The sequence below is a fragment of the Streptomyces sp. PH10-H1 genome (genome assembly GCF_030063355.1).
Classification (GTDB): domain Bacteria; phylum Actinomycetota; class Actinomycetes; order Streptomycetales; family Streptomycetaceae; genus Actinacidiphila.
This window is the reverse complement of sequence record NZ_JASISZ010000046.1, coordinates 24449-49419: the sequence shown is the minus strand read 5'-3', so window position 1 is coordinate 49419 and position 24971 is coordinate 24449. Positions and strand designations below refer to the sequence as shown.

The following is a 24971-nucleotide window of genomic DNA, read 5'->3' as shown; positions in this document are numbered from 1 at the left end:
CGCCCCAATGCCGACTGCCGCGCCGTCAGCAGGCGTGCCGGTCGCGCTCCGCCGAGTACAGGTGACTGTCGCCGAACTGCTCCGCAGCCAGCGTGCGGCCGACCATGATGACCGCGGTGCGGATGATGCCCGCCTCCTTCACCTGGCCGGCGATGTCGTCGAGCGTGCCCCGCAGGATCAGCTCGTCGGGGCGGCTGGCCATCGCCACGACGGCGGCCGGGCAGTCCGCCCCGTAGTGCGGCAGCAGTTCCTCCACCACCCGGTCCACATACTGGGCGGCCAGGTGCAGCACGATCAGCGCGCCGCTGCGGCCGAGGGTGGCCAGGTCCTCGCCGTCCGGCATCGCGGTGGCCCGGTTGGCGACGCGGGTGAGGATGACGGTCTGGCCGACGGTCGGGACCGTCAGCTCCCGCTTGAGGGCGGCCGCGGCGGCGGCGAAGGCGGGAACGCCCGGCACCACCTCGTACGGCACCCCGGCCGCGTCCAGACGGCGCATCTGCTCGGCGACCGCGCTGAAGACCGACGGATCGCCGGAGTGCAGCCGGGCCACGTCATGGCCCGCCGTGTGAGCGCGTATCAACTCAGCGGTGATCTCGTCCAGATTGAGCTGTGCGGTGTCCACCAGCCGGGCGTCCGGCGGGCATTCGGCGAGCAGCTCGCGCGGCACCAGGCTGCCCGCGTACAGGCAGACCTGGCAGGCGGCGAGCGTACGGGCGCCGCGCACCGTGATCAGGTCCGCGGCGCCGGGCCCGGCGCCGATGAAGTACACGGTCATCTGTCGTCTCCTGGAAGGGGGTTGAACGGATACTTCTGAACGATCCACTGGGTGACCGGCATGGCCTGCCGCCAGCCGGTGAATCCGCCGACCGGTACGGCGTGCGCGACAGCGAGCCGCACCAGGTCGCCGCCGTGTCGGCGGTACCAGTCGGCGAGCAGCGCCTCGGACTCCAGCGTCACGGTGTTGGCGACCAGCCGTCCCCCGGCGGGCAGGGCGTCCCAGCACGCCTCCATCAGGCCGGGGACGGTCAGCCCGCCGCCGATGAACACCGCGTCCGGCGTGGGAAGACCGGCCAGCACGGCCGGTGCCGCGCCGGTGACGACGCGCAGCGCGGGGACGCCGAGCCGGGCGGCGTTGCGGTCGATGCGCTGGGCCCGCACGGGATCCCGTTCGACGGTCACGGCCCGGCAGGAGCGATGCGTCCGCATCCACTCGATGGCGATCGAGCCTGATCCGCCGCCGATGTCCCACAGCAGTTCGCCGGGGGCGGGGGCGAGCGCGCCCAGCGTGGCGGCGCGCACATGGCGCTTGGTGAGCTGGCCGTCGTGTTCGTACGCCGCGTCGGGCAGCCCGGGCACGGCGCCCAGTCGCAGAGCGCCGTCGGCACGGTGGCAATCGACCGCGATCACGTTCAGGGCATCACCGGGCGGGTGCGGCCAGGCGCCGGCGGTGCCCTCAGCGGTGTTCTCCCGCTCGCCGCCGAGCTGCTCCAGCACACGCATCCTGCTCGGTCCGAAGCCGTGCTCGTTCAGCAGGGCGGCGACCTCGGCGGGGGTTTCGGCGCCGGCGCTGAGCACCAGCAGCCGGCGTCCCTCGTGCAGGGACGCGACCAGCCGCGCGGCGGGCCGGCCGACGAGGGTGACGACGTCGGTGTCCTCCACCGGCCAGCCCACGCGCGCGCAGGCGTACGAGACGGACGACGGATGCGGCAGCACCCGCAGCGCGCCTTCGCCGACCACTTCGGTGAGGGCCCGTCCGATCCCGTAGAACATCGGGTCGCCGCTGGCCAGCACGGCGATCCGGCGCCCCGCGTGCGCGGCGAGGAGGCCCGGCACGGCAGGCCGCAGCGGGGAGGGCCAGACGACCCGTTCGCCCGCGCACTCCGCCGGCAGCAGGTCCAGCTGGCGCGGGCCGCCGACCAGGACATCGGCGCCGCACAGGGCCGCCTTCGCCGCCGTGGCAAGACCGCCCCAGCCGTCGGCTCCGATCCCGACGACGGTCACGGCCGGTGGTAGGGGGGGCAAGCGTGGTGCGGGGGTCACAGCCAGATACCTCGTAGATCGGAAACGTTCGAAGGCGCACTTTACTGACCGTTCGCGCCGCGACCGTTACCCGGACCCCGTCCGCGATCCCCGGGACCTCCGGCACACCGCGGACGACGCGGCCGGTGAGGCACGGCCAGGCGGCTGAGCGGTGCCTTCGCGGGGAAGGCGCGGGTCGCCAGGAGGGCGGGTCGGCGCCGGGCAGGGCGCGAGCCGCACTTCCGAAAGCACAGTCGCGCCCCGCTGCGGTCCTCCGGCCGCAACCGCCGGCCGACTGGCTTTGGCCCACGCCAAATCGTGCGGATTGCCCCTGCATCGCCAGTGGTATGTTCAGCGCCGCCTCCGACGGCCTGGATGCTCATCGAGCGCGATCCGCTCGTCAGCGTCCGCGCCGGAGGATCGGGGGGAGACAAAGGGGGGTTACGTGTCGGTTTTGCTCGTTTGCGTGCCGGCGTCCGGGGAGGCGGCTCCGATGACGTGGGAGCTGGGGCCCGGGCAGTCCGCGCGTTTCGGCCGCGGCGTGCCGGGCTGTCCTGTCGAGATCGCCCTGCCCGACCCGGCGGTGCCCCGGCTGGCGGGGGAGATCCGCGCCGCCGCCGATCATTGGCAGCTGAGCAACTTCGGGACCGCGAGCTATCTGGTGGAGAACCCCGAGGGCGCGGGCGAATACATCCGGGTGGCGCCGCGCCGCATCGGTGCCCCGATACCGTTTGAATTCGCCCGGGTCGTACTGCCGGCAAAGGGACCCGGTGCCGGGTTTCAGGTCTTCGCGCCGGCCCACACGTACTGCGAGGCGGGCCGGTCGGCCGAGCGTTCCGGCTCGGACACGGTGGCGGCGTTCTCGCTCGACGAGTCGGCCACCTACTTCCTCGTCCTGGTGGCCCTGTGCGAGCCCCGGCTGCGCGATCTGTCAGTGGCGGCCATTCCCACGACACCCCAGGTGGTGGAGCGCCTGCGGGGCCATCCCGACGCCCGTGAACTGACCGGGCAGGCGGTCAGTTTCCACGTCGACTATCTGGCCCGCAACAAGTTGCGGATCAAGCCGGCGGGCAGCGGCGGGCAGCGGCTGGAGTGGAAGCGGGAGTCCGTGGTGTCCCTCGCGCTGCGGTTCGGCCTGGTGCGCGAGGAGCATCTCGCGCTGCTTCCCGGCCCGTACAGCGGCCTGGGCGGCAACCCGGAGCCGGCGCCGACGGTCGCCACGGTTCCGACCGGTGCGGGACGATGACCGTCCCCGCGGGCTACCGCGTAGAGGGCTGGGAAGTCACCGAACGCATCGGGGAGGGAAGCTGGGGCATCGTCTACGCCGCTCGCCGGTACGGCCGGCCCGGGTCGGACCAGCCCGCGGACGTCGCCCTGAAGTTCTTCTCCACCGCCGGACTCGCGCCCCGCCAGGCCCGGTTGCTGGCCGAGACCGCGGAGCGGGAGGTCGCCTTCAGCCGGGCCGCCTCCCATCCCCACCTCATCCGAGTACTCGGAACCACCGTCATCAGCGACTCCGCACTCCCCGCGCTCGACGGGGCGGTGGTGCTGATCATGGAGCGAGCGAGCCGCAGCCTGCTGGACTTCATGAATACGCCGGACACATCGGCATCGACCGACGCGCAAGGAGAGGCGCCCGTCTCCCGAATGCCGGACGCCGGGGCCCTGTTGGCCCAGATCTGCGAGGCGCTGGACTATCTGCACACTGCCGGCTGGGTCCACGGCGACCTCAAGCCGGGCAATGTCCTTCTCATGGCGGACGGCGCCGTCCGGCTCGCCGACTTCGGCCTCGCCGCCCAGGTCGAGGGCACCCACGGGTATGCCCCGCCGATGGGATCGCCCGACTACCTGCCCCCGGAGCGGTCACGCGAGCTGCTGAGTGAACGCGGCGTGGCGACGCGTCCCAGCCTTGACGTGTGGGCCCTGGGCGTCACCGCGCACCAGGTGCTTACCGGCGGATCGCTGCCGTTCCCCGGCGCGACCTCCGGAGCGCGTGCCGCCGCCATGCACGAATACGGGGCCGGCCGCGCGCGGCTGCGCCTGGCACCGGAGCTGCCCGCGGTCTGGCATTCGGTGATCAGCGACTGCCTCACCGCGGATCCGACCGCCCGCGCGGCCCACACCATGGCCACACTGCTGCCCCGGATCAGGGCCGCCGCCGCGCAGGCCGGGCCGCCTCGCAGCCGTCGGCGTATCCGCCGGAGCGCGGTCGTGGCCGCGGCCGCGTTGCTGGGGGCCGGCGGCACCGCAGCGGCGCTGGCCTGGTCGGCGGGGAGTCTGCCATGGGCATCGGCGGTCCTGGCTCCGTCGAGCGACGCGGATTCCAAGGACTCCACCCGGCCCTCCGCCTCCGCCGACCCCACGCGGGTGCGGGTCTTCAACATCGACGGCGCCTGCAAGGACCAGACCGAACGGCTTCCCGCGTGCAGTCTCGGCCTCGCCCGTGACCCGCACAAGAAGTACGAGGCGCGCAACGTCTTCATGGAGAACCGGGTCTGGCACGGCGACGCACTGACGGCCGACTGCGTCGTCAACGACGGCGACCGTGTGGCGGACGAGACCAACATCGGTACTCCCGTGTGGTATCGGGTCCAACTCCCCGGCGTTCCCGGCACCCACGCGTGGCTCCCGTCCGTGCGCACCCATGACAGGCCGGCTGTTCCGGTCTGCGCGGCCTCCGCACTTCCCTAGGGAAGTCCCACACTGCTCGCACCGACATCCCGCGCCGCCTTTCTGCACCGGCATCCCGCCGATCGGACCATGGCGGTGGGCGGCGCGGCCGACTGCCCTTCCCCGGTGCCGACCCCTGTACGGCACCGGGGAGTTCGCCGTGCGTACGCGAACCGGCGGATGGCCCTGCGCGCCCGGCAACGCGCGCTCTTTGGCCTGCCCCTTTCCACCGATCTTTCTACCGATCCCGCGATGGGAGCGGAACCTACAAGGTTGTAGGGTCACCGGCCCGGGGCCGGCCCGGCGCCATCCATCATGTCGCGATCTATCTCGGCGGCGCGAAGATGGTGGAGGCCAAGGAGCCCGACACTCACGTCATGGTCTCGGACTTCCGGATGGGTGCGAACAACGACTACGCCGGTGCGCTGCGCATGGCGCCGAAGGCGGACGACCCGGGCGCCCCCGGCGGGGGCGGAACCAACGGCATCGCGCATGCCACCTGGGGTGACTCCCTGAACGTCCGCTCCCTGCCGAACACCGGTGCGTCCGTGGTCCGGACGATCCCCGGACGTACCAGCGTCATCAACTCCTGCCAGACGCACGCCCAGTCGATCACCGTCGAAGGCACCACCAACGACGCCTGGTCCTACCTCCCCGACCTGGGCGGCGATCGGCCGTCTGGCGGAAGTACCGCTGTCGGCCCGGGTGCTCTAGCCCGCACGACCGCGACCGCGACCGCGGTGACGGTGACGGGGCCGCAGTCTCATGGGCTGCGGCCCCGTCGGGTGTGATGGCGCCGGTGCGGGCCGGTCGGCCGACGTGTCAGGGGGCGAGGTCGCGGCGGGCCAGGAGGGGGACGGCGGCGCCGATGCCCGCGACGCCGACGGCCAGCAGTACCGCGAGCGAGCCCCAGGCGAGGGTGCCGTGGGCGAGGGCATCGCCGGGGGCGTAGTAGTGGAACGGGCTGAGGAACCGCAGCGGAGCGGCTCTGCTCCAGGCCATGGCGACGAAGTTGACCGCGAACCCGACGGCGCCGAAGGCGATGGTCGCCCCGATCACCTGGGCCCGCCGCCGGCCGGCGGCGGAGACGGCCAGGGCCGGTCCGGTCAGGCACACCGTGAAACCGATGCCCATCAGTCCGGCGGCGAACACGCCGCGCAGTGACACGGCCTGATGCAGGGTCGGGGACAGCGCGATGCCGGCGGCCATGGCGAGCGTGGCGGCGGCGTTGAGCAGCACCACCACGGCCAGCAGGGCGGCGGTGCGTTCGGCGAGCAGCCGGATGCGGGTCACCGGACGGACCATCAGCAGTTCGATGGTGCCGGACTCCACGTCGGCCGCGACCGCGGCTGCGGCCAGCGAGCCGATGGCGGTGAGCATCATGGCGATCCAGAACGGGTGCACCAGTCCTGCCCCCAGCAGCCCCGGATAACTGGCGATGGTCACGTCCCCGGTCGATCCGGAGAACGCCTTGAAGGCGCCCGGCGGGTTCGCGCCGCCGGCGAACAACTGCGTGGGCGGTACGGTCCTGGCGATCACCACGATGAGCGTCTCGAACACCGCGATGCCGACCGCGAGGAACGCCAGCATGCGCCGCCGCCGGCGCAGGGACAGCCAGAACAGGGGGAATCGACCGGTTCTCACGGTGTGGCCTCCGCCTTCGGCCCGGGGCCCGGCCCGCGACTGGGCTCCGGGGTGCGGTACAGGTCCAGGAACGCCTCGTCCAGGCCGGCTTCCTCCACCGTGAGGTCGGCGACCGGCAGCGTCGCCAGCAGCTCACGCAGTGCCGCCACCAGCTCGTCCGGCGGGATGAACAGCCGGACGGTATTGCCCTGCCAGGCAGGCGACCACCGGTCGGCCGCTCCGAGGCCGCGCGCTGCGGACCCGTCGGCGAGGACGAGCCGGACCCGGCGGGCCCGCGCCTCGCGCAGCGCCGTAACGGACCGGACGGTGACCAGCCGTCCGGCCCGCACGATGGCCACCCGCCCGCAGGCCCGCTGCGCCTCGGGCAGGATGTGGCTGGACAGCAGCACGGTCACTCCGGCGGCCGTGGCCTCCTCCAGCAGAGTGAAGAAGGTCTCCTGGACGAGCGGGTCGAGCCCTTCGGTGGGCTCGTCGAGTACCACCAGCTTCGGGTCGTGCTGGAGTGCCTGGACCAGGCCGAGCTTCTGCTTCATGCCACGTGAGTACTGGCTCACCGGCCGGACCAGATCCGCCGACGACAGTCCCAGCCGGTCGCAGAGCTCGCCGCGCCGGGGCGTCGGGGCACCCTGCAGGTCGCTGAGCAGGCGCAGGGTCTGCGCCCCGGTCAGCTCCGGATACAGGCGCAGCTCGCCGGGGAGATAGCCCAGCTGGGGAGCGAGCCGGCGGTGGTCGGCGACCGGATCAAGGCCCAGCACCCGGACGCGTCCGCTGGTGGGCCGCAGCAGCCCGATCAGACAGCGGATGGCGGTGGTCTTCCCGGCGCCGTTGGGTCCGAGGAATCCGAACACCTCACCGCGCTGGACGGTGATGTCGAGCTGGTCGACGCCGACCGTGCGACCGTATCTCTTGGTCAGCGCGGTCAGCTCGATCGCTGCTTCGCCGTGATCCATCCGATACCTCCCGGCACTGTGCGCAGCGGATCTGCGGTACCTCCAGCGTGCGGCCGGTGCCCGGTCCCGGGCCAGCCCCGGACGTCCCCGACTCCGTAGCTCTCCCTAGGCTGCGGCGTCGGCCAGCCACAGGTCGGGGCCGAAGACCTCGTAGTGGATGTTCCTGGCGGGGATTCCGGCGTGCAGCAGCTGCCCGCGTACGGCGCGCATGAAGGGCAGCGGGCCGCACAGGTACACGGTGGCGTCGGTGGGGATGTCCAGCCCGTCGATTTCCATCAGGCCGCACCGGGCGTCGGATTCCTCCGCGCCGGGGTGCTCGTACCAGAAGACAGCGGCTGACCCGGGCAATTGGCGGATCAACTGGCGTACGTCGGTGCGCAGGGCGTGCTCGGCGGGCGAGCGGTCCGCGTGCAGGACCGTCACCGGACGGTTGGAGCCGGTCGCCGCGAGGTGTTCGAGCATGCCCACCATCGGTGTGCAGCCGATGCCGGCCGACACCAGGAGGAGCGGGGTGTCCGCGTCGGAGAGCGCCACATCGCCGAAGGGTGCCGAAAGCGTGAGCTGGTCGCCGGGCCGGACCCCGGCGTGCAGGAGAGTGGAGACCTCGCCGTCCGGGGTGGCTGCGGAGGCGGCGCCGGCGGTCACCCGCTTGACGGTGATCCGGCGCAGCGCGCGGTCGGGGTCGCTGGACAGGCTGTACTGGCGCAACTGGTGCACACCGTCGGGCATCCGTACCCGCACGCTCACGTACTGGCCCGCGCGGGCCAGTGGCGCGGGCGCTTCGTCCGCGGGACGCAGCAGGAAGGACACCGTGTCGGCGGTCTCCTCGCGGCGCGCGACGACCGTCCACTGCCGCCAGGTACGGCCCGGCTCGACCTGCGCCTCCTGATAGAGGCGGGCCTCCTGAGCGATGAGGGCGCCTGCCATCAGCCAGTAGACCTCGTCCCAGGCGGCGACCACATCGGGAGTGACCGCTTCGCCGAGCACCTCGGCCATGGCGCCGAACAGGTACTTGTGGACGATCGTGTACTGGTCCTCGGTCACCCCGACGGCGGTGTGCTTGTGCGCGATCCTGGCCAGCAGGGCGTCCGGCCGGGTGTCCGGGTCGGCGAGCAGAGCACTGGCGAAGGCGGCGATGGAGCCGGCCAGTGCCCGGCGCTGGGCGCCGCTGGCCTGGTTGCCGCGGTTGAACATTCCGTCGAGGAGTTCGGGGCGGTCGCCGAACATCGTGGCGTAGAAGCGGGTGGCGATGTCATCAAGGTTTTCGGCCACGACGGGCAGAGTGGCACGGACGACGGCAGTGGATTCGGCGGACAGCACGGAACCTCCCGGGAAGGGTGCAGGAAGAGCAGAACGGGGGCCGCACAGCATGGCGACACACCGTGTCTAGCAGACCGAATGCCAGATTCCGGGGACAGATGGGCCGGCGGCCGGGGTCGGGGCCGATCGGCCCCACGACCGGGGAACTTCGGCCCCGGAAGCCTCACCGGGAAGGGACCGGACGGCCCGGCCGGAGGCGCTCCCCGGCCCTACCGCTGTACGGGGCCGGGCGCGGTGCGCCCGAGGGCGGTCACGAGGGTCCGGCGGGTGAGGACGACAGGGAGGTAGCGGTGGCGCGGAGGTCTTCGAGGAGTTCCGCCTGGCCGGCCAGGACGCCGCTGAGGATGCTGCGGGCGACGGCGAGGAGATCGGCCACCTCGGGGCTCGTCAGACGGTAGTAGACGGTCGAGCCTTCCTTGCGGGTCACCACGAGGTTGGCGCGGCGCAGGACGGCGAGCTGCTGGGAGAGATGAGCCGCCTCGACACCGACCTCGGGCAGCATTTCGGCCACGGCGTGTTCCCGCTCGCTGAGGAGTTCCAGCACACGGATACGGACCGGGTGGCCGAGGGTTTTGAAGAAGTCGGCCTTCAGTCGATACAGCGGAGCACGCACGATGGCCGCCTCCAGAATTCCGGAGCCGGATCCCGGCGCCTGTCGGTGGTGGACCCCGGCTGCGGAGCGCGCACGGTCGCCTCGCCACTGTCGCGGTCCGGCCCCAGGAGAGGTCTGGAACTTACTCATTGCCAATATTAGCAAGTATGTGCGGTCGGCTACGCGGGGGAGCGGGCGACATGACGGCTGCCTCTGGGGGTCCCCGGGGGCTTCGAGCCACGCATGTCCGTCGCGAGGGGCCGTGCCAGGCGGCGAAGGGGCCGTTCATGATCCGCCGGACAGGCCCCAGCTCGCTCAGGATGAGCAGCGCCGGACCCATGACCGGGTGCGCCCGGTCGATGCCGATCGGTACACGTCTTCTGCGGCCTCGCGAGCCCGGTAAACCGCACCGGGCGCCATCGGGATGGTCCGGGAACGTACTTCATGTAGCGCCCGGCCCGCGCCACCGACAGCACGATCAGGATGAGTCCGGCCATCAGCCCGACGGTGAGCACCCCACCAGGTCCGTAACGAGCCACTATCGGCACCAGAACCACGGTCATCGCCCCGGTCGGTCCCGACACCTGCAGATTCGACCCGCCGAATAGCGCCGCCATCGCGCCGGCCACCACCGCGGTCGCCAGACCTGCCTCGGCCCCGAGCCCGGAGGAGACCCCGAACCCCAGGGCCAGGGGCAGTGCCACGATCGCCACGGTCAGTCCGGCCAGCAGGTCGCGCCGTGGCTGCCGCCGCATCGCGGCGAAGTCGGCGCGCACCGGAAGCAGCGAACGGACCGGGGTCCAGAGCCGGTTCAGCAGAGCACTCACCTGGAGACAGCCTCGGCTTCCTGCTGCCTGGGGACACAGCGGATACATCATGTAACGAATTGCCATTTTATGCAATTACCTCAAATGGCATGGCGATGACGTGACGGCCGCGCTCCAGTTTCGAGCGTGCCGGGGGAGCGAGATCCGTAACCTGCTGCGTATGGATTTGACGGCACCGTTGAGTGCCGCCCTCGGGGCAGCCATCGCGGAGTACGCGACGCATGTGGCGGATCGTTCGCGGTGGCGGCGAGACGTCAAGCAACGCCGGCACGACAACTTGCAGACCGTGTATGCCGATTTTCTGGAGGCGGCATCACAAGCCAGGGCGCAGATCTGGCGCTCCGGAATGGTGGAGCAGGGGACGCAGGAGGAGCGTGTGCGGGAGGCTCAGACCGCACTCAACGCCGACCTTTTTCCCGCACGGAATCGCATCTCTCTCGGCATCGCCGGAAGTGGTGCAGCTGGCTCACGAAGTGGCGGCCTCGTTGATCGCGTACCGGGACACCATCGTCGCCGATGCCGGCAACGACGACGCGTCAAGCAATGAGGCCCGACTGGCCTTTGCGGAGCGCCGCGACAAGCTGATCGAGGCGATGCGGATATCCCTGCTGGACTCGTCCTGAGGCGGCCGGGCAGCAGCAGCACGTGGGCCCGCCCGGCCCGGGGGGGGGGGGCCCCCACGCCGCAGCGATCGGCGCCACCCCTGCGCGGGAACGGAAGCACCTCCCCTCGCTGCGGGTTGACTCCTACGTGAAGCTGCTGAGGCCGGCACCGTAGGGGTACAGCGGGTTGCCGTAGGTAGTCGGTACAGGTTGGCCGGCATCGATCCTCGCGCGGATGTCGGCGCGTTCGGCGGCGGTGGCGCCGAGGTCGTAGGGCAGGTCCCAGGCCTCGTTGGCGTCGGCCTGGTTGTCGCCGCCGCCCGGTTTGAGGACCTGGTCGAGGCTTCTGGGCAGCTGCCAGGGCAGCTTGCCGCGGGGCGTGTAGTCGCCGAAGAGCAGGCTCGCGGTGGCCGGGCCGACTTCCTCGCCGCCGCGGTAGGTCACCACGATGGCGTCCGCCAGGCCGTTCCAGTCGCTGATCACGATCGGTCGCGGCAGGGTCAGCACGACCACCACCGGGATGCCCTGGTTCTTGAAGTTCTGGATGAGGGCGAGCTGGTCGGCGGGCAGATAGGGCTGGGTGTCGGGCCAGGAGGTGGCATGGGTGTACGACGGCTCGCCGACGGCCACGACGGCCAGCTTCGGTGCGGGGCCGGTGTCCTGGTAGACGTGGACGCCGGCGGTGGCCGCTCTGGCCTTGACCGCGTCCAGGACGGTCAGTGAGCCGTAGTCCGAGTGGAAGTAGCTGGACCAGATGCAGCACGCGGCGCCGTCGGTGGCCCGGGGACCGGCGACGACGATGTTGTCGCCGGCGTTGAGCCTGACCGGCAGCACACCGTTGTTCTTGAGCAGGGTGTTGGATTCGCGCGCGGCCTGGTTGGCCAGCGCGGCGTAACCCGGCTGGTGGAAACGGTAGGGGCCGTTCACCGGGTCGCCGTACGGGTGGTCGAAGATGCCCAGCTGGAACTTGAGCTTGAGGATCCGGGTCACCGCGTCGTTGATCCGCGCGAGCGGTACCTGCGACTCGAAGCCGGCCATGGTGAAGCCGACCGCGCCCGGGTCGGCGCCGCCCATCACGTCCGAGCCGGCGTTCGCCGCGTTCACCCACGCGCCCGACGGCAGCCAGTCGGTGGTGATGAGACCGGTATAGCCCAGGTTCTGCCGCAGATAGGTGAGGATCTTGGCGCTGTCACCGGCTCCCGGCCCGCCCGGGTCGAGGTAGGAACTGCCCGCGTAGCCCGGCATGATGTTGACCGCCCCGGCCTCCATCGCGGCCCGGAAGGGGATCATGTGGTACTTGATGGTCACCGCGTCGTAGACGATGCCCGCCTCGCCGCCGGCACCCTCACCGGGCCAGTGCTTGACGGTCGCCAGGACCGAGCCGGGGTTGAGTTCGGGTCCGCCCTGAAGTCCCGCTATCAGCGCCCGCAGTTGGGCCGCCGCGACGTCGGCGTTCTCGCCGCCGCCCTCCTGGATACGGGGGTAGAGCACCTTGGTGCCGACCTCCGCGAGCGGCGAGAGGGTGCCGCGCGCCCCGACCTCCAGCTCCTCCTTGCGCTGCATATTGCCCAGTTGGTAGTCGAGCGGGTAGTCCTTGCCCGCGGCCAGTGTGCTCTGCAACGGGTACGTGGTCTGGTAGCCGGCGGTGGTGTCGCCCGCGGAGACGGGCGGGATGCCCAGCCTCGTGGCCGCCGTGGAGAGCAGGACGTTGTGCAGATCAGCCGGCTGCGCCGGTCCGAAATGCCAGCCGGACATGGGGTACGACTGGACGTTGTAGAACATCTGGAAGGCCTTCTCCTCCAGCGTCATCCGGCCGAGAAGATCACCGACCCGGGTGTCGACCGGCAGCCGCCAGTCCTCGTACGGTTCGATCGTGCCGTCCTTGTTCAGGTCCCGGGCGCCGTTGATGACGCTGACGCCGTCGGTCACCTGCTCGATGTCCGGGAGGTAGACGGTGAAGGCGCGGATGTCGGACGTCGTCCTCGCGCCGGAGCCGTTCACGGCGACGGCGAACCACTGGTACGTCCACCGGTCGGTGATGTCCCAGGACGGCGTGTAGCTGGTACCGGTGGGTTCGGCGACCTTGGTGTAGAGGTCGAGCAGGTTGCCCGACGCGGTGAAGTCGTAGTCCGCACGGCTGATGTTGAGCCACACCTCGTAGTGGGCGGAGCCGGGTACGGCCGCCCAGGAGAGCGCGGGCCTGCGGGTGTTGGTGACCATGGCCTTGTCCGCGGGGGCCGACAGCGCGAACTGGTCATGCGTCGCCGGGGGCTTGGTGGGTCCGGAGAGCATCGGCGGGGTGGCGGTGGAGGTGTCCACCGTGCCGTAGACCTGGAACTCCCACAGCGAGTAGCCGTATCCGGTGGCGCGGGCGGTGCCGTTGAACCGGAGGTAGCGGCCCGTGCCGGTGATGTGGAGCTTTTCGATGCCGCCCTGGCCGGTCGAGGTGGTGTAGAGCGGGGTCCACGCCGTCCCGTTGCCGGAAACGTCGATGTGATACCCCGTGCCGTAGGCGGACTCCCAGTTCAGCACCACGCCGCTGATCGTGGCCATGCCGCCGAGGTCCACCTGCAGCCACTGGTTGTCGGTGGACAGGCTCGACCAGCGGGTATTGGTCCGGCCGTCCAGTGCGGCCGCGGGAGCGTTGGCGCCCTCCCATGAGGAGGCAGACACCTGCTTGTAGGCGGAGATGACCGAACCGGGGAAGTCACCGCCTCCGCCCGGGTCTCCCGGGCCGGTGGTGTGGACCGCGAACTCCCACAGCGAATAGCCGTATCCGGTGGCGCGCGCGGTGCCGTTCATCCGGACGTAGCGGCCCGTGCCGGTGACCGGGAGGGTCTGTGTGCCGCCGGTGCCGGTGGTGGTGCTGTAGATCGTCGTCCAGCCGCCGGTGCCGGTGTCGGACACCTGTATCTGGAACGCGGTGGCGTACGCCGCCTCCCAGCTGAGGCCGACCTGGCAGACGGCCTGCGAGGAGCCGAGGTCGACCTGGAGCCACTGGGGGTCGGCTGCGGCGCTGGACCATCGGGTTCCGGCGTTGCCGTCGACAGCGGCGGAGGCCGGTGTGCCCGCGTTCTCCGTCGAGGAGGCGGTCGCGGGCTTGTTGAGGGCGGCGTTGACAGCGCCGCAGGGGTCCGGGGTGGTGCCGCCCGATCCGAAGACCTGGAACTCCCACAGGGAGTAGCCGTAGCCCGTGGCGCGGACGGTTCCGTATATGCGCACATAACGCCCGGAAGCGTTTACGGAGAGCGCCTGAGCGCCACCCGGCCCTGTCGTGGTGGAGTAGGCATCGGTCCAGGCGGTGCCGTTGTCGGAGACCTGGATCTTGAATGAGGTGGCGTACGCCGTCTCCCAGTTGAGGGAGACCGAGGTGATGGGGTGGGGGGAGCCGAGGTCGACCTGGAGCCACTGGGGGTCGGCTGCGGCGCTGGACCAGCGGGTGCCGGCGTTGCCGTCGACGGCCGCGGAAGCGGGTGTGCCCGCGTTCTCGGTCGAGGAGGCGGTCGCGGGCCTGCCCTGTGACAGCAGCGTGTCGGCCGCGTGCGCGGTACCGGTCGTGGCGTTGAGGGCGCCACCCATCGCGAGGGCGGCCGCGACGGCCACGGCCACTAACGGTCTGCGCTGTTTGACGGATCGGAGGAACCGGGCCAGGAGGCTCATGGGCATCTCCACGTGGGGGTGTGACGGCTCGGAAACACCGTGGGCACGTCGTGCGGCGAGCGACGAGAAGCAGGGACGGCGTCCACGGTGGCGGCTACGGGTTGCTCCGGACGCGTCGCACGGTGACCGGAGATGACGATGGAGAGCGCTCTCCCGGGGGGAGTTTCTTCTACTGACTGAACACTGTCAATCCCCGTGGCCATCCTGGTAGAAGTCAGGGATGCGGGGACCATCGGCCGCTGTCGGTGCCCGACTGCCGTACGCCCTGCGCCTTCCCCTGCGCCTTCCCCTGAGCGCGGTAGCTGTCGAGGGTGTGCCGCAGGGCCTCCTCGACGGGAGTGGCGGTTGCCCCGAGGCCCTCGGTGATCCTGCTGCTGTCGACGGTGAAGGGCTCTTCGAACTCGTACCGCATCTCAATGAGTTCGCGCATCGTGGGTTCACGATTCCGATGGCCCGCAGCGCGAACACCGGCAGGACGCGCACCTTGCCGCCGTCGGGGTGGCCGGCCAACTGGTTGGTGGTGACGATGAGTTGGCGGGTCGTGCGGGAGTCGGGGTCGTTGGGCAGATGCCAGATCTCGCCGGCGGCGTCAGGGTGCTCGCCCAGGACGGCGAGGCCTTCGCCGATATCGGCGAGGTAGCTGTAGGTGTGCGGCTGGTCGGGGTCGCCGAGCACGGTGGCGGGCCGGCCGCGCAGGGCCGACCGGAAGACGAGGTCGCCGAGGACGGTCTGGGCGCCGCCGCCGGGGCCGAAATAGTCGAGGCCCGGCCGATGGCCACCTCGACGCGGCCGGCCCGGTGAGCGGCGAGGAGGTCCTCGGCCATCTGCGCGCGGACACGGCCCTTGCGGGTGGTGGCGTTGTTGGGGCGGGTCTCGGCGAACGGCTGCCCTGCGGGCCGGCCGTACATGTACACGTTGTCCATGCTCACCAGCCGCGCGCCGGTGGCCTCCGCGGCGGCGAGCACGCCCGCCTGGAGGGCGGGGAACTCCTGGGCCCAGCGGTGATACGGCGGATTGAGTACCTGATGGACGGCCGTGGCGCCGCGGCTGACATCGGTGGTGAAGGCCTGGTCGCGTGCGTCGCCGGCCACCACCTCGACGCCGTCGGGGACCGGGGCGGCGCCGGAGCGGTTGACCATGCGGACGCTCTCGCCGCGGTGGAGCAGGGCGGTGAGCGTGGCCGTTCCGACCGCGCCGGTACCGAGAGATGACATGGCGGGGAGTACTCACGGGGCGCCCTTCGGGGATCTGACAGGCATCGGGACCCGAGTCGAGGGAGGAGCACACCTGGCTCGGAGCAGATGATCCCCCGGCGGGCGGCGGTTGCCGACCGACCTCGGGCGGGAGCGTACCCGGGCGTGCACCGGGACGTGTGCCCGGACGTGTGCCCGGGCGCGTACTCGGACGCGTACCCGGGGCTGCGGTCATAATCGGTGAGGTCGCTCATCGTCGGAGACGGGCGATACGAGTGAGGACCGGCGAGGAGACACGCATGAACACTGGGGACCTGCTGGCCGATGCCTTCGGGCGCATCCAGGAGAACGTGCACAGCGTGGTCGATGGCCTTTCCCCCGAGGAGCTGGCGTTGAGGCTGGACGGAAGGGCCAACTCGATCGTCTGGCTGGTCTGGCATCTGACGCGGGTTCAGGACGACCATGTCGCCGATGCCGCGGGCAGCGAGCAGATCTGGACGTCGCAGGGTTGGTCGGACCGCTTCGAGCTGCCGTTCGCCGCCAGGTCCACCGGATACGGTCACACGAGCAAGCAGGTGACGGCCGTGGGCGGGATCTCGTCGGAGCTGCTCACCGGCTACCACGACGCCGTGCACGAGCACACGTCGCGCTATGTGCGGGGACTCAAGGCGGCCGATCTCGACCGCATCGTGGACGAGGGCTGGACGCCGCCGGTGACGTTGGGAGTGCGGCTGGTGAGCGTCATCTCGGACGACCTGCAGCATGTGGGCCAGGCGGCCTTCGTCCGCGGTGTGCTCCGACGGCGTTAGCCGGGTCACCGGTGCCGCCCGCGATGCTGCTCATTCCGTGACCCTACGGTGGACTCGCGGTTGAGGAGCGCTCGGGCCTCGGCGAACGCGGAATCCTGGAACCGCGCCTGCCCGAGTGGCGCGGGTGTGGGCCGTACAGTGGGGGGCATGGGGGATGTGCGGCCGACTTCGGCCTTTCACACGGACAACATCACCGACGCGACCACCGGCCGGCTGGTCGGTGCGCTGGACACGCAGGCGGCGAGCGCGGGCGTGCGGCGGTTGCGCGAGTGGGCGCACCGGGGTGTGGCCGCGCGGCCCGGTGAGCGGGCGGTCGACATCGGTGCCGGTACCGGCTCGGAGACCCTGGTGCTGGCGGCGGCGGTGACACCCGGCGGAGAAGCGATCGGGGTGGAACCGAACCCCGGGCTGCGGTCGATTGCCGAGCAGCGGGCGGCCGAGGCCGGCAATCCGGCCCGGTTCGTGGACGGCGACGCGTCGTCGCTGCCCTTGGGCGACGCCGACGTCGATGTGGTCTGGTGCGAGCGGGTGTTCCAGCATCTCTCCGAGCCGGACCGGGCAGCCGCGGAGATCGCGCGAGTGCTGCGGCCGGGTGGGCGGGTGGCGCTGCTGGACACCGATTGGGCGACGTCGATCCTGCACCCGGGTGACCCCGAAGTGGTCGCGGCACTGACGACCGGCGCCCTGGCGACGGCCGTCAATCCGTACGCGGGGCGGCGGCTGGCCGGCCAGTTGGCCGCGGCGGGGCTGGAGATCGACGACCTGGGTTCGCAGGCGCTCATCCAGGATCCGTCGAAGGTCACCTGGCCCCTGATCCGGATGCTGGGCGAGGCGGCCGTGCGGCGGGAACTGATCACGGAGCGGCAGCGCGATCAGCTGTACGACGACTTGACGGCGGCTGCCAAGCAGGGCGCTGTGCACATGTCCGTGACCATGTTCGGCGTCATCGCCCACCGCCCGGCCTGAGCGGACCCTTCGCCGGCTGCCCGGAGCCTTCACGGACCTCCGGGCAGCCGTGAATGGGTTCTGAGTGCTGGTCGTCAGGGCAGCTCAAGGGTGTTCTGTTCGGTGCGGTGCTGGTGGACGCGCAGGTGCAGGGTGGCCAGGTCGAGTAGCGGGGTGTCGACCGACAGGGTGCGGGCACGCGTGACGAAGTCACCGAGGACGTGCTCGACCTCGGTCGGCCGACCGCCCGTGACATCGCGGTACATGGAGGATGCGAACGCTCCGGCCTGGGTCACCGTCGCCGTCGTGGCGGCGAGTTCGGCCTCCGGGACGGGGAAGCCGGCCGCGGCCGACACCGCGGCGGCTTCGGCCAGGATGGCGGGTCCGAGGGCGGATCCACCGGGGACGGCGTTGACGTCGCCGACCGTGCCGCGCATCAGGCAGGTGAGCGCACCGAGGGTGGTGATGAAGACCCACTTGTGCCACATCGCAGCCACGACGTCCGTGGACACGTCCGCGTCGATGCCCGCGTCGACGAACAGAGCGTGGATCTCGTCCACGCGAGATGACGGCCGGCCGTCCTGTTCGCCGATGGTCAGGTGCGCCAGCGGGGCCAGGCGGACGATGTCTCCGTCGCTGTTCAAGGTGGTGACGACCTTGGCGACGCCGCCCAGGACCGGCCGGGTGCCGAACCGTGCGTTGAGTTCGCCGAGATGGGCCATGCCGTTGAGAAGGGGCACTATCGCGGTCTGCGGACCGATCGCCGGAGCGACATCGGCGATGGCCTGCTTGAGTGCGGTGGACTTCACCGACAGCAATACCAGGTCGTACGGGGACGAGAGCTCGGTTGCGGTGACCAGTTGGGGAGCGATCACCTCTTGCCCGCCCAGGCCGGTGATGCGCAGACCCCGTTCACGCAGGGTGGCGGCGCGGCGTGGGCGGACCAGGAAGGTGACATCCCGTCCTGCCTGGGCGAGGAGGGCGCCGAAGAAGCCTCCGGTGGCTCCGGCACCGACGACCAGGATCTTCATGAAATTGAACCTTTCGTAGTGGGACCGGCGTCGGCGTACTCCGCGCACGTCGATCCGGGCGTATCCCTGAGGGCAGCGGCGTTCGTGTGGTGCTGCTGCGGGCTCATTCGCGCAGTGGCCGCAGCAGCCGGTGCGGGCGGTAGAGGGCGACGGTCACCAAGTCGTCGTCATCGGCAGGCGGTTCGAGTCCGGGGCCGGGGCTGACCAGGATGTCCTGGACCTCCACGGTGGTACCGCATGTGGTGCAGCGACCGTCAGCGGTGACCGGCGCGTTGTCGGCGGCATGACGGAAAATCCGTCGCGGGCCGGCCGATGCGTAGTGCTCGTCGCCCCATGCGGTGAGCGAGCGGACGACCGGCCAGAGCGACACGCCCTTCGCCGTCAGCTCGTAGACCTCCCGCCGTCCGGCGCCCGGCACGCGTTCCAGTACCCCGGCCTCGGTCACCATGGACCACCGCCGACCGCCTTCGCACCGCGGCAGCCGGGTCGCGCGGGTCAACGCCGCTCGGGTCAACGCAGTGAAGAGCGCCGTGCGATGAGCCGCGCCGGGACGATCACCGGTTCCGGAGGGGCCGACGGGTTCTCGATCAGAGCGATCAGCGCGCCGACCGCAGCCTCGGTAGTGCTCCGCGGAAGCAGCGAGACCGTGCTGACCGGTGGGTCGGTGCCGGCGTAACCGGAGTCCTCGCTCGCGCAGACGACCAACAGGTCGGCGGGGACGTGCAGGCCGCACCGTGCGGCCGCCGACAGTATGCGGTGACCACAGGGGTCGTAGATCCCGTAGACCGCGTCCGGGCGGTCGGGGGCGGTGAACGGCAGGTCCAGGGTGCGGCCCTCGGGATCGTCCACGATGAGCGGAATCTCGGCGGCCCGGACGCCGCGGCGCGCGCACCAGCGCCGATAGGCGTCGGTGCAGACGCGGGTGTAGTGCTCGGTGCCGAAGCCCGCCATCAGTGCGATCCGCCGCGCGCCCTGGGCGGCCAGGTGGTCCAGCACCTCCTCGGTGGTGGCGGCGTGGTCGTTGTCCACCCAGGCTTCGCCCGGGGCCGGGTGAGCGGGCCGGCCGTCGAAGGCCAGTGGCAGGCCGCGGGCCCGCAGGGCGCGGACCACCGGGTCGCCGTCCGGACTGTCCAGCAGCAGTACGCCGTCGACGGCGAGGGACTGCCACAGCTCGTCACCGGGTGCGGCGGGCAGCGTGATGAGGGCGTAGCCGCGATGGTGCGCGGCGGCGGTGGCGGCCGCGATGGCCTGCGCGAAGTAGGCGATCGACGCGAAGTTCCAGGCTTGTGAGCCGTAGGTCGTGACGGCCAGGCCGAGCGTGCGGGAGCCGGCGGCCTTCGGCAGCCGGCCGAGTGGCAGATATCCGAGCGCGGTGGCGACAGCGCGGACCCGGCCACGGGTGGCGGCGGCCAGCCGTCCGGTGCCGTTGAGGGCGTTGGAGACGGTGGCGGTCGACACCTCGGCGGCCTTGGCCACATCGAGGATCGTCACGCGGGACACGCCGCCCAGCGTACGGAATCCGTCGCGGGATGGGGAGGCGGCTGTCGGATTCCGCTGTTCGGTGACCCTGTTGGTTACGGGATTAATCACCCAGGGTTCAGCTCATTCCACCTCGCTTCCCACGTTCGCACCCGCCTCCGGCCCCCACAGCCCGCTGTCCTTGGAGCACCTCATGAGCCCTGAACTGTCCCGCCGCGGCCTGCTGGCCACTGCTGGCGCCCTCGGTGCCGCGGTGGCGGTCGGCACGTCCGGTCCCGCCGCCGCGTCCTCGGCCGCTGTGTCGGACAGCCCGGCCCGCCGACGCCGTTCCGCCGCGCTGGTCGTGCACAACGCCCGGGTGCTGACCGGGGATTCGCGGACGCCGGTCCGCCAGGCCATCGCGGTCGGCCGGGACGGCACGATCCTGGAGACCGGTAGCTCCGCCGAGCTGCGCCGGTACATCGGCCGCGATACCGATGTCCTGGACGCGCGCGGCGGCACCGTGATGAGCGGCATCCATGACGGCCACGCCCATCCGCTCGGTGCCGGAGAACGCTCACTGCATCCGTCACTGGAGGACGCCGCCCTCACCGTTCCGCAGCTCCAGGAGATCCTGGGCGGATTCCTGCGGGACAGCGCGCCGGCGGAACCCGACGGCTGGCTGATCGTGGAGAGCTGGAACCCGGTCGGACTGCTGCCCACCGGCACCGTGCCGCACCACCGTTACCTCGACGCGCTGCCCACCCGCCGCCCCGTCGTCCTGATCGGCGACGACGGCCACAACCTGTGGGCCAACCAGCGCGCCCTGGACCTGGCCGGGATCACCGCGGCCACCCCCGACCCGGTCGGCGGCAAGATCGTCCGGGACCCCGACGGAAAGCCCACCGGACTGCTGAAGGACGACGCGCAGCCGCTGGTCACCCGCGTCATCCCGGACCCCACCCCCGCCGAGCTGCACGAGGCATACATCCGGGTGCTGAACCGGGCCGCCGCCAGCGGCATCACCACCTTCCTCGACGCGTCCGTCGGCGAGGGCGAGTTGGAGGGGTACGCCGCGCTGGCCGCCGCCGGCCGGCTGCCGCAGCGCATCCACCCGGCGCTGCGGGTCGGCGCCGACCTCGCCAAGGATCCGAAGGCCGCGCTGCAGTACGTGCGCGGGCTGCGTAGCAAGTACGGGCATGTCCCCGGGCTGACCTTCGGGACCGTCAAGGTCTTCCTCGACGGCGTCATCGAATACCCGGCGCAGACCGCCGCCCTGCTCACCCCCTACCTGGACGGCAACGGCAGGCCCACTGACAACTACGGAGACCTGTACGTCTCGGCGGCGGACTACGGCCGGCTCACGAGCACCCTGGCCGCCGCCGGATGGCAGATGCACGCCCACGCCATCGGCGACCGCGCGGTGCGCACCGCGCTGGACGGCTACCAGACGGCGCTGCACGCCAATGGCCGGCGTGGCAACCGGCACACCATCGCCCATCTGCAACTGGTCCACCCCGACGACTTCCGGCGCTTCGCCCCGCTGGGAGTGATCCCCTGTATGCAGCTGCAGTGGGCGCTGCGCGACATCTGGACCATGGAGGCGCTGCTCCCCTATATCGGCCCGAAGCGGCACCGGCTGATGTACCCGGCCCGCAGCCTGCAGCGGCACGGAGCCGTGCTGTCGGGCGGATCCGACTGGCCGGTGGACCCGCTGCAGGTGTGGAACCAGCTGCGCACGGCGATCGACCGGATCGGCGGTTCGTCCGACGCGGAAGGTGCGCTCTACCCGGAGCTGGAGGGCATCAGCCGGGCCTCCTCGCTGGCCATGCACACCCAGGGCAGTGCCTATCAGCTGCATCAGGAAAGGCTCACCGGGACGCTGGGCCGCGGCATGGCGGCCGACCTGGTGGTCCTGGACCGCGACGTCACCAAGGTGCCGGTGGCCGAGATCAGCGACACCCAGGTGCTGCGGACGCTGGTCGGCGGCCGGACGGTGCATGACGCTTCCACCGCGACCGGCAAGGCGGCCGCCGCGTTCCAGCGGACGGCGGCAACGTCAGCCGAGAAACGACCCGCCACCCTGGCCGGCGTGCACGGCGGACGCCACGGAGCGTGCGGCTGCGCGGACGGGGGCCGCTAGTTGGTATCCGGCGGGCGCCTCCGCGTGGTGCCGGAGGCGTCCGGCACCACGCCGGCCGGGTTCAGACGTCCTCGCGGGCGCGGCTCTCCCCGCTCACTCGATATCCCGGTACGGACGGCCAGCGCACCGTGAGCACAACGGACTCCTCCTCGGCGTACCAGGAATGGTCGACGCCCTGGCCCCATACGACGTAGTCGCCCTGCTTCGCCAGCGTCACACTGTGGCCGGGAAGCTCCACGCGGAAGCGGCCGCTGATGAGGACGAGCAGGGCGGTGCGTTCCTCGCCGGTCACCCACTGCGGACGCTCGTCACCGGGCGGATGAACGCCCCACTTGATCTCGACGTCCTCGCTGTACCGAGGGTCTGACGTGTCCTTGAAGTGCCCGAGCAGCCATCCCCGGTCCAGCACCGCGTCCTGCCCGGCGTTGCCCACGTACACGCTGTCATCCATGCCTGATCTTGGCAGGGCATCCGGGCCGTCAGGCCGGAGGGGGATGTCAGTCCGCGGGCTGTTTGCGGGCGGCGTGTCCGTTCCATGCGGCGGGCGGCCAGGTGGTCTCGGTCGGCATGAGGGTGTGATCGATCCTCCGCACGACCGCGGGGTGGTACATCGCTGCGACCTGACGCACAAGGGTCAGGCTTTCGGCGACGGCCGGGTCGAGAGGCCGGCGAAGACGCTCGGCCCCGACAGACCGGCGATCTCTCGGCGGCTCGGACAGTTGCGCGGTGCGGCCTGCCCACGCCAGGGCAGGGTCGAGTGATCCGTCGTCTGCAGGACACGAATGGAGCGGCGGAAACGCCGTCAGGCAGGCACAGGAACCTCTCAGTTACCTCTGAGCCCATGCAGCACTGCAGACTCCGGTGCCCCACGCAGGCCGCACGGCCGGGGTCAGCGGGGGAGCGTCACCTCGAAGGCGGTGTGGCCGGGGGTGCTGGTGAGGTTGACGGTGCCGCCGTGGGCGGTGACGACCGCGTGGACGATGGCCAGGCCGAGACCGGTACTGCCCGTGGTGCGGGAGCGGCTGTGGTCCGCGCGGACGAAGCGGCCGAACACCTCGGGCTGGAGTTCCGCGGGGATTCCGGGTCCGTTGTCGGTCACGGTCAGGTGGATGCCGGTGTCCTGCGTAGCGAGCCGCCCGGTGACCTCGGTGCCGGACGGGGTGTGGGCGCGGGCGTTGGCGAGGAGGTTGCCTATCACCTGCTGGAGGCGGTGGGCGTCGCCGGTGACCGTCACGGGTTCCTCGGGCAGGTCGAGCAGCCAGCGGTGACCGGGCCCTGCTGCCCGCGCGTCGTCCGTTGCGTCCAGGACCAGCCGGGTCAGATCGACCGTCTCGCGTTCGAGGGGCCGCCCAGCGTCGAGCCGGGCGAGGAGCAGCAGGTCATCGACGAGATGGGTCATGCGCTGGGATTCGGACTGGACGCGTTCGAGGGAGTGACGTACCGGTGCGGGCACGGGCTCGGGGTGGCGCAGGGCGAGTTCGGCGTGGCCGCGGATGTTGGCGACCGGGGTGCGCAGTTCGTGGCTGGCGTCCGCGGCGAAGTGCCGCAGCCTCTCCTCGCTCGCGTGCCGCTGGGCGAGGGCGTCTCCGACGTGTCCGAGCATCTGGTTGACCGCGGTTGCGACCTGGCCGACCTCTGTGCGCGGATCACTGACGGTCAGGGGGCCGGGCATGGCCACCTCGCCGCTGGCGAGCGGCAGCCGGGCGACGCTCGCGGCTTGCGCGGTGACCCGCCGCAGGGGACGCAGTGAGACCCGCACCCACAGGGCACCCGCGATGCCGGTGACCAGGAGTGCCACGCCGAACACCACAGTCTCCACGGCTTCCAGGTGGTGGATGGTCTCCTCCACCGGGTGCAGCGGCAGGCCGGTGATCAGGACGTCGCCGTCGTCGCCGGAGACGGCCACGACCCGGTAGGAGCCGAGCGCGGAGAGCCGGATGCGGTGACCCCGGCTGTCGGCCGGGACGGCTGCCAGGGTCCGCTGGTCGCCCGCGGTCAGCGGCACGCGGCGGTCGTTCTTGTCATCGACCACGGCGGCCTGGGTGACCGAGCCCTTCAGCAGCCTGGCCCCGAAGGTGGCCTCCGCTTGGCCGCGGGTGTCGGGCTGGTTGTCGGCGTCGGGGTGCGCTTCGTGTTCCAGGCTGGCGGCGAAACGGCCGCCGGAAGAGGTGAGCTGCTGGTCCACACGTCCCATGAGGAAGCCGCGCAGGGCGAGGGCCGTGGTCACGCCGACAGCAAGGCAGGCGATGGCGAGGAGGCACACGAGTCCGGCGGTGAGCTGGCCCCGCAGGGTGTGCGGGGGCGGTCGCCTCACGAGGACTCCGGCTTGAGGACGTAACCGACGCCGCGGACCGTATGGATCATCGGATGCCGGCCCGAGTCGATCTTCTTCCGCAGATAGCTGATGTAGAGCTCGACGACATGGGCACGGCCGCCGAAATCGTAGGCCCAGACCCGGTCGAGGATCTGCTCCTTGGACAGCACGCGGCGCGGATTGCGCATCAAGTACCGCAGGAGTTCGAACTCGGTGCGGGACAGGTCCACGATCTCGCTCCCGCGTCTGACCTCCCCGGCTTCCTCGTCCATCATGAGATCCCCGACAGCCAGCCAGTTCTCGCCCGGCTCGGTGGCCATACCGGACCGGCGCAGCAGCCCGCGGAGCCGGGCCAGCACCTCCTCCAGGCTGAACGGCTTGGTGACGTAGTCGTCCCCGCCGGCGGTGATGCCGGCGATCCGGTCCTCGACCGAGTCCCGGGCGGTCAGAAACAGGACGCAGACGCGCGCGGCATCGCGGCGAAGGTCGCGCAGCACCCGCAGGCCGTCCATGTCCGGGAGCATCCAGTCAAGGACGACCGCGTCGGGACGGAATTCGCGGGCTGTGCTGAGTGCGGTGGCACCGTCGGCGGCCGTGCGGACGTGCCAGCCCTCGCCGGTCAGGGCGCCGGCCAGCACCTCGGCCAGGTCGGGCTCGTCGTCGACCACGAGGACTCGCACCGGCGTCCCGTCGGGGCGATGCAGGAAGGGCTGCGCGCGGTGAGTGTCCATGGTCCTGTCAGCATCTCCCGAAGCGTCGTCCAGCGGGCGGCGGCTCCGCTGTGTGTTTCGTCT

The 24971-nt window shown here is 71.3% G+C and carries 23 protein-coding genes and 1 pseudogene; 7 read left to right on the top strand and 17 right to left on the bottom strand.

Annotated elements, in window-relative coordinates; genetic code table 11:
• Positions 1–25: 25 nt before the first annotated feature.
• Both cobM and cbiE read right to left on the bottom strand, forming a co-directional pair.
• Complete coding sequence (cobM, locus tag QMK24_RS25425; protein WP_283469095.1) at positions 26–775, bottom strand: precorrin-4 C(11)-methyltransferase; 750 nt, start codon at positions 773–775, stop codon at positions 26–28.
• A complete protein-coding gene (cbiE, locus tag QMK24_RS25420) occupies positions 772–2001 on the bottom strand; it encodes a precorrin-6y C5,15-methyltransferase (decarboxylating) subunit CbiE (RefSeq protein ID WP_283469094.1) in 1230 nt (409 codons plus the stop codon). The genes cobM and cbiE overlap by 4 nt, the downstream gene beginning before the upstream one ends.
• Before the next feature lie 463 nt (positions 2002–2464).
• On the opposite strand from cbiE, the gene QMK24_RS25415 reads away from it, so the two are divergent.
• From QMK24_RS25415 to QMK24_RS25405, 3 genes are all read left to right on the top strand, one after another.
• Positions 2465–3265 (top strand): serine/threonine protein kinase, encoded by an 801-nt coding sequence (locus QMK24_RS25415; protein WP_502962540.1) that lies wholly within the window; start codon positions 2465–2467, stop codon positions 3263–3265.
• Positions 3262–4710 (top strand): serine/threonine-protein kinase, encoded by a 1449-nt coding sequence (locus tag QMK24_RS25410; protein ID WP_283469092.1) that lies wholly within the window; start codon positions 3262–3264, stop codon positions 4708–4710. The genes QMK24_RS25415 and QMK24_RS25410 overlap by 4 nt, the downstream gene beginning before the upstream one ends.
• 356 nt (positions 4711–5066) lie before the next feature.
• The gene (locus QMK24_RS25405; RefSeq protein WP_283469091.1) at positions 5067–5480 is read left to right on the top strand and encodes a hypothetical protein; all 414 of its coding nucleotides are present in this window, start codon (positions 5067–5069) and stop codon (positions 5478–5480) included.
• A gap of 31 nt (positions 5481–5511) precedes the next feature.
• Here the strand turns inward: QMK24_RS25405 and QMK24_RS25400 are convergent, their stop codons facing one another.
• From QMK24_RS25400 to QMK24_RS25380, 5 genes and pseudogenes are all read right to left on the bottom strand, one after another.
• Positions 5512–6333, bottom strand: a complete 822-nt coding sequence (locus QMK24_RS25400) for an ABC transporter permease subunit (RefSeq protein ID WP_283469090.1) — start codon at positions 6331–6333, stop codon at positions 5512–5514.
• Positions 6330–7283: an ABC transporter ATP-binding protein gene (locus QMK24_RS25395; RefSeq protein ID WP_283469089.1), complete on the bottom strand. Its 954-nt coding sequence runs from the start codon at positions 7281–7283 to the stop codon at positions 6330–6332. Before QMK24_RS25395 ends, QMK24_RS25400 begins: the two co-directional genes overlap by 4 nt.
• Before the next feature lie 105 nt (positions 7284–7388).
• Positions 7389–8603: a globin domain-containing protein gene (locus QMK24_RS25390; RefSeq protein ID WP_283469088.1), complete on the bottom strand. Its 1215-nt coding sequence runs from the start codon at positions 8601–8603 to the stop codon at positions 7389–7391.
• A gap of 250 nt (positions 8604–8853) precedes the next feature.
• Positions 8854–9216, bottom strand: coding sequence for an ArsR/SmtB family transcription factor (locus QMK24_RS25385; RefSeq protein ID WP_283469087.1), 363 nt, complete (start codon positions 9214–9216; stop codon positions 8854–8856).
• A gap of 404 nt (positions 9217–9620) precedes the next feature.
• Positions 9621–9950: pseudogene (locus QMK24_RS25380) on the bottom strand (SulP family inorganic anion transporter); the annotation flags it as partial.
• Positions 9951–10477: 527 nt separating this feature from the next.
• On the opposite strand from QMK24_RS25380, the gene QMK24_RS25375 reads away from it, so the two are divergent.
• The gene (locus QMK24_RS25375) at positions 10478–10645 is read left to right on the top strand and encodes a hypothetical protein (protein WP_283469086.1); all 168 of its coding nucleotides are present in this window, start codon (positions 10478–10480) and stop codon (positions 10643–10645) included.
• A 123-nt stretch (positions 10646–10768) separates the two neighbouring features.
• Here QMK24_RS25375 and QMK24_RS41910 read toward each other — a convergent pair whose 3' ends face one another.
• From QMK24_RS41910 to QMK24_RS41905, 3 genes are all read right to left on the bottom strand, one after another.
• Positions 10769–14284, bottom strand: coding sequence for a discoidin domain-containing protein (locus QMK24_RS41910; RefSeq protein WP_502989163.1), 3516 nt, complete (start codon positions 14282–14284; stop codon positions 10769–10771).
• Between the two features lie 214 nt (positions 14285–14498).
• Positions 14499–14714 (bottom strand): hypothetical protein, encoded by a 216-nt coding sequence (locus QMK24_RS25360; RefSeq protein WP_283469085.1) that lies wholly within the window; start codon positions 14712–14714, stop codon positions 14499–14501.
• 7 nt (positions 14715–14721) lie between these two features.
• The gene (locus QMK24_RS41905) at positions 14722–15498 is read right to left on the bottom strand and encodes an NAD-dependent epimerase/dehydratase family protein (RefSeq protein ID WP_502962539.1); all 777 of its coding nucleotides are present in this window, start codon (positions 15496–15498) and stop codon (positions 14722–14724) included.
• Positions 15499–15776: 278 nt separating this feature from the next.
• Between QMK24_RS41905 and QMK24_RS25345 the strand changes: the two genes are divergently transcribed.
• Complete coding sequence (locus tag QMK24_RS25345) at positions 15777–16286, top strand: mycothiol transferase (protein ID WP_283469082.1); 510 nt, start codon at positions 15777–15779, stop codon at positions 16284–16286.
• A gap of 147 nt (positions 16287–16433) precedes the next feature.
• Entirely contained in the window at positions 16434–17252 is an 819-nt protein-coding gene (locus QMK24_RS25340; RefSeq protein ID WP_283469081.1) for a methyltransferase domain-containing protein, read from the top strand.
• 74 nt (positions 17253–17326) lie between these two features.
• Here QMK24_RS25340 and QMK24_RS25335 read toward each other — a convergent pair whose 3' ends face one another.
• From QMK24_RS25335 to QMK24_RS25325, 3 genes are all read right to left on the bottom strand, one after another.
• Positions 17327–18262 (bottom strand): 2-dehydropantoate 2-reductase, encoded by a 936-nt coding sequence (locus QMK24_RS25335; RefSeq protein WP_283469080.1) that lies wholly within the window; start codon positions 18260–18262, stop codon positions 17327–17329.
• Between the two features lie 103 nt (positions 18263–18365).
• On the bottom strand, positions 18366–18710 hold the full coding sequence (locus QMK24_RS25330; RefSeq protein ID WP_283469079.1) for a winged helix-turn-helix transcriptional regulator: 345 nt from the start codon (positions 18708–18710) through the stop codon (positions 18366–18368).
• A gap of 62 nt (positions 18711–18772) precedes the next feature.
• Positions 18773–19762, bottom strand: a complete 990-nt coding sequence (locus tag QMK24_RS25325) for a LacI family DNA-binding transcriptional regulator (protein ID WP_283469078.1) — start codon at positions 19760–19762, stop codon at positions 18773–18775.
• Positions 19763–19934: 172 nt separating this feature from the next.
• Between QMK24_RS25325 and QMK24_RS25320 the strand changes: the two genes are divergently transcribed.
• Positions 19935–21863, top strand: coding sequence for an amidohydrolase (locus tag QMK24_RS25320; protein ID WP_283469077.1), 1929 nt, complete (start codon positions 19935–19937; stop codon positions 21861–21863).
• A gap of 61 nt (positions 21864–21924) precedes the next feature.
• Here the strand turns inward: QMK24_RS25320 and QMK24_RS25315 are convergent, their stop codons facing one another.
• From QMK24_RS25315 to QMK24_RS25300, 4 genes are all read right to left on the bottom strand, one after another.
• On the bottom strand, positions 21925–22314 hold the full coding sequence (locus tag QMK24_RS25315) for a cupin domain-containing protein (protein ID WP_283469076.1): 390 nt from the start codon (positions 22312–22314) through the stop codon (positions 21925–21927).
• Between the two features lie 46 nt (positions 22315–22360).
• On the bottom strand, positions 22361–22492 hold the full coding sequence (locus QMK24_RS25310; RefSeq protein ID WP_283469075.1) for a hypothetical protein: 132 nt from the start codon (positions 22490–22492) through the stop codon (positions 22361–22363).
• 260 nt (positions 22493–22752) lie between these two features.
• Entirely contained in the window at positions 22753–24177 is a 1425-nt protein-coding gene (locus tag QMK24_RS25305; RefSeq protein ID WP_283469074.1) for a sensor histidine kinase, read from the bottom strand.
• Entirely contained in the window at positions 24174–24908 is a 735-nt protein-coding gene (locus tag QMK24_RS25300; RefSeq protein ID WP_283469073.1) for a response regulator transcription factor, read from the bottom strand. The genes QMK24_RS25305 and QMK24_RS25300 overlap by 4 nt, the downstream gene beginning before the upstream one ends.
• Between the last annotated feature and the right edge of the window lie 63 nt (positions 24909–24971).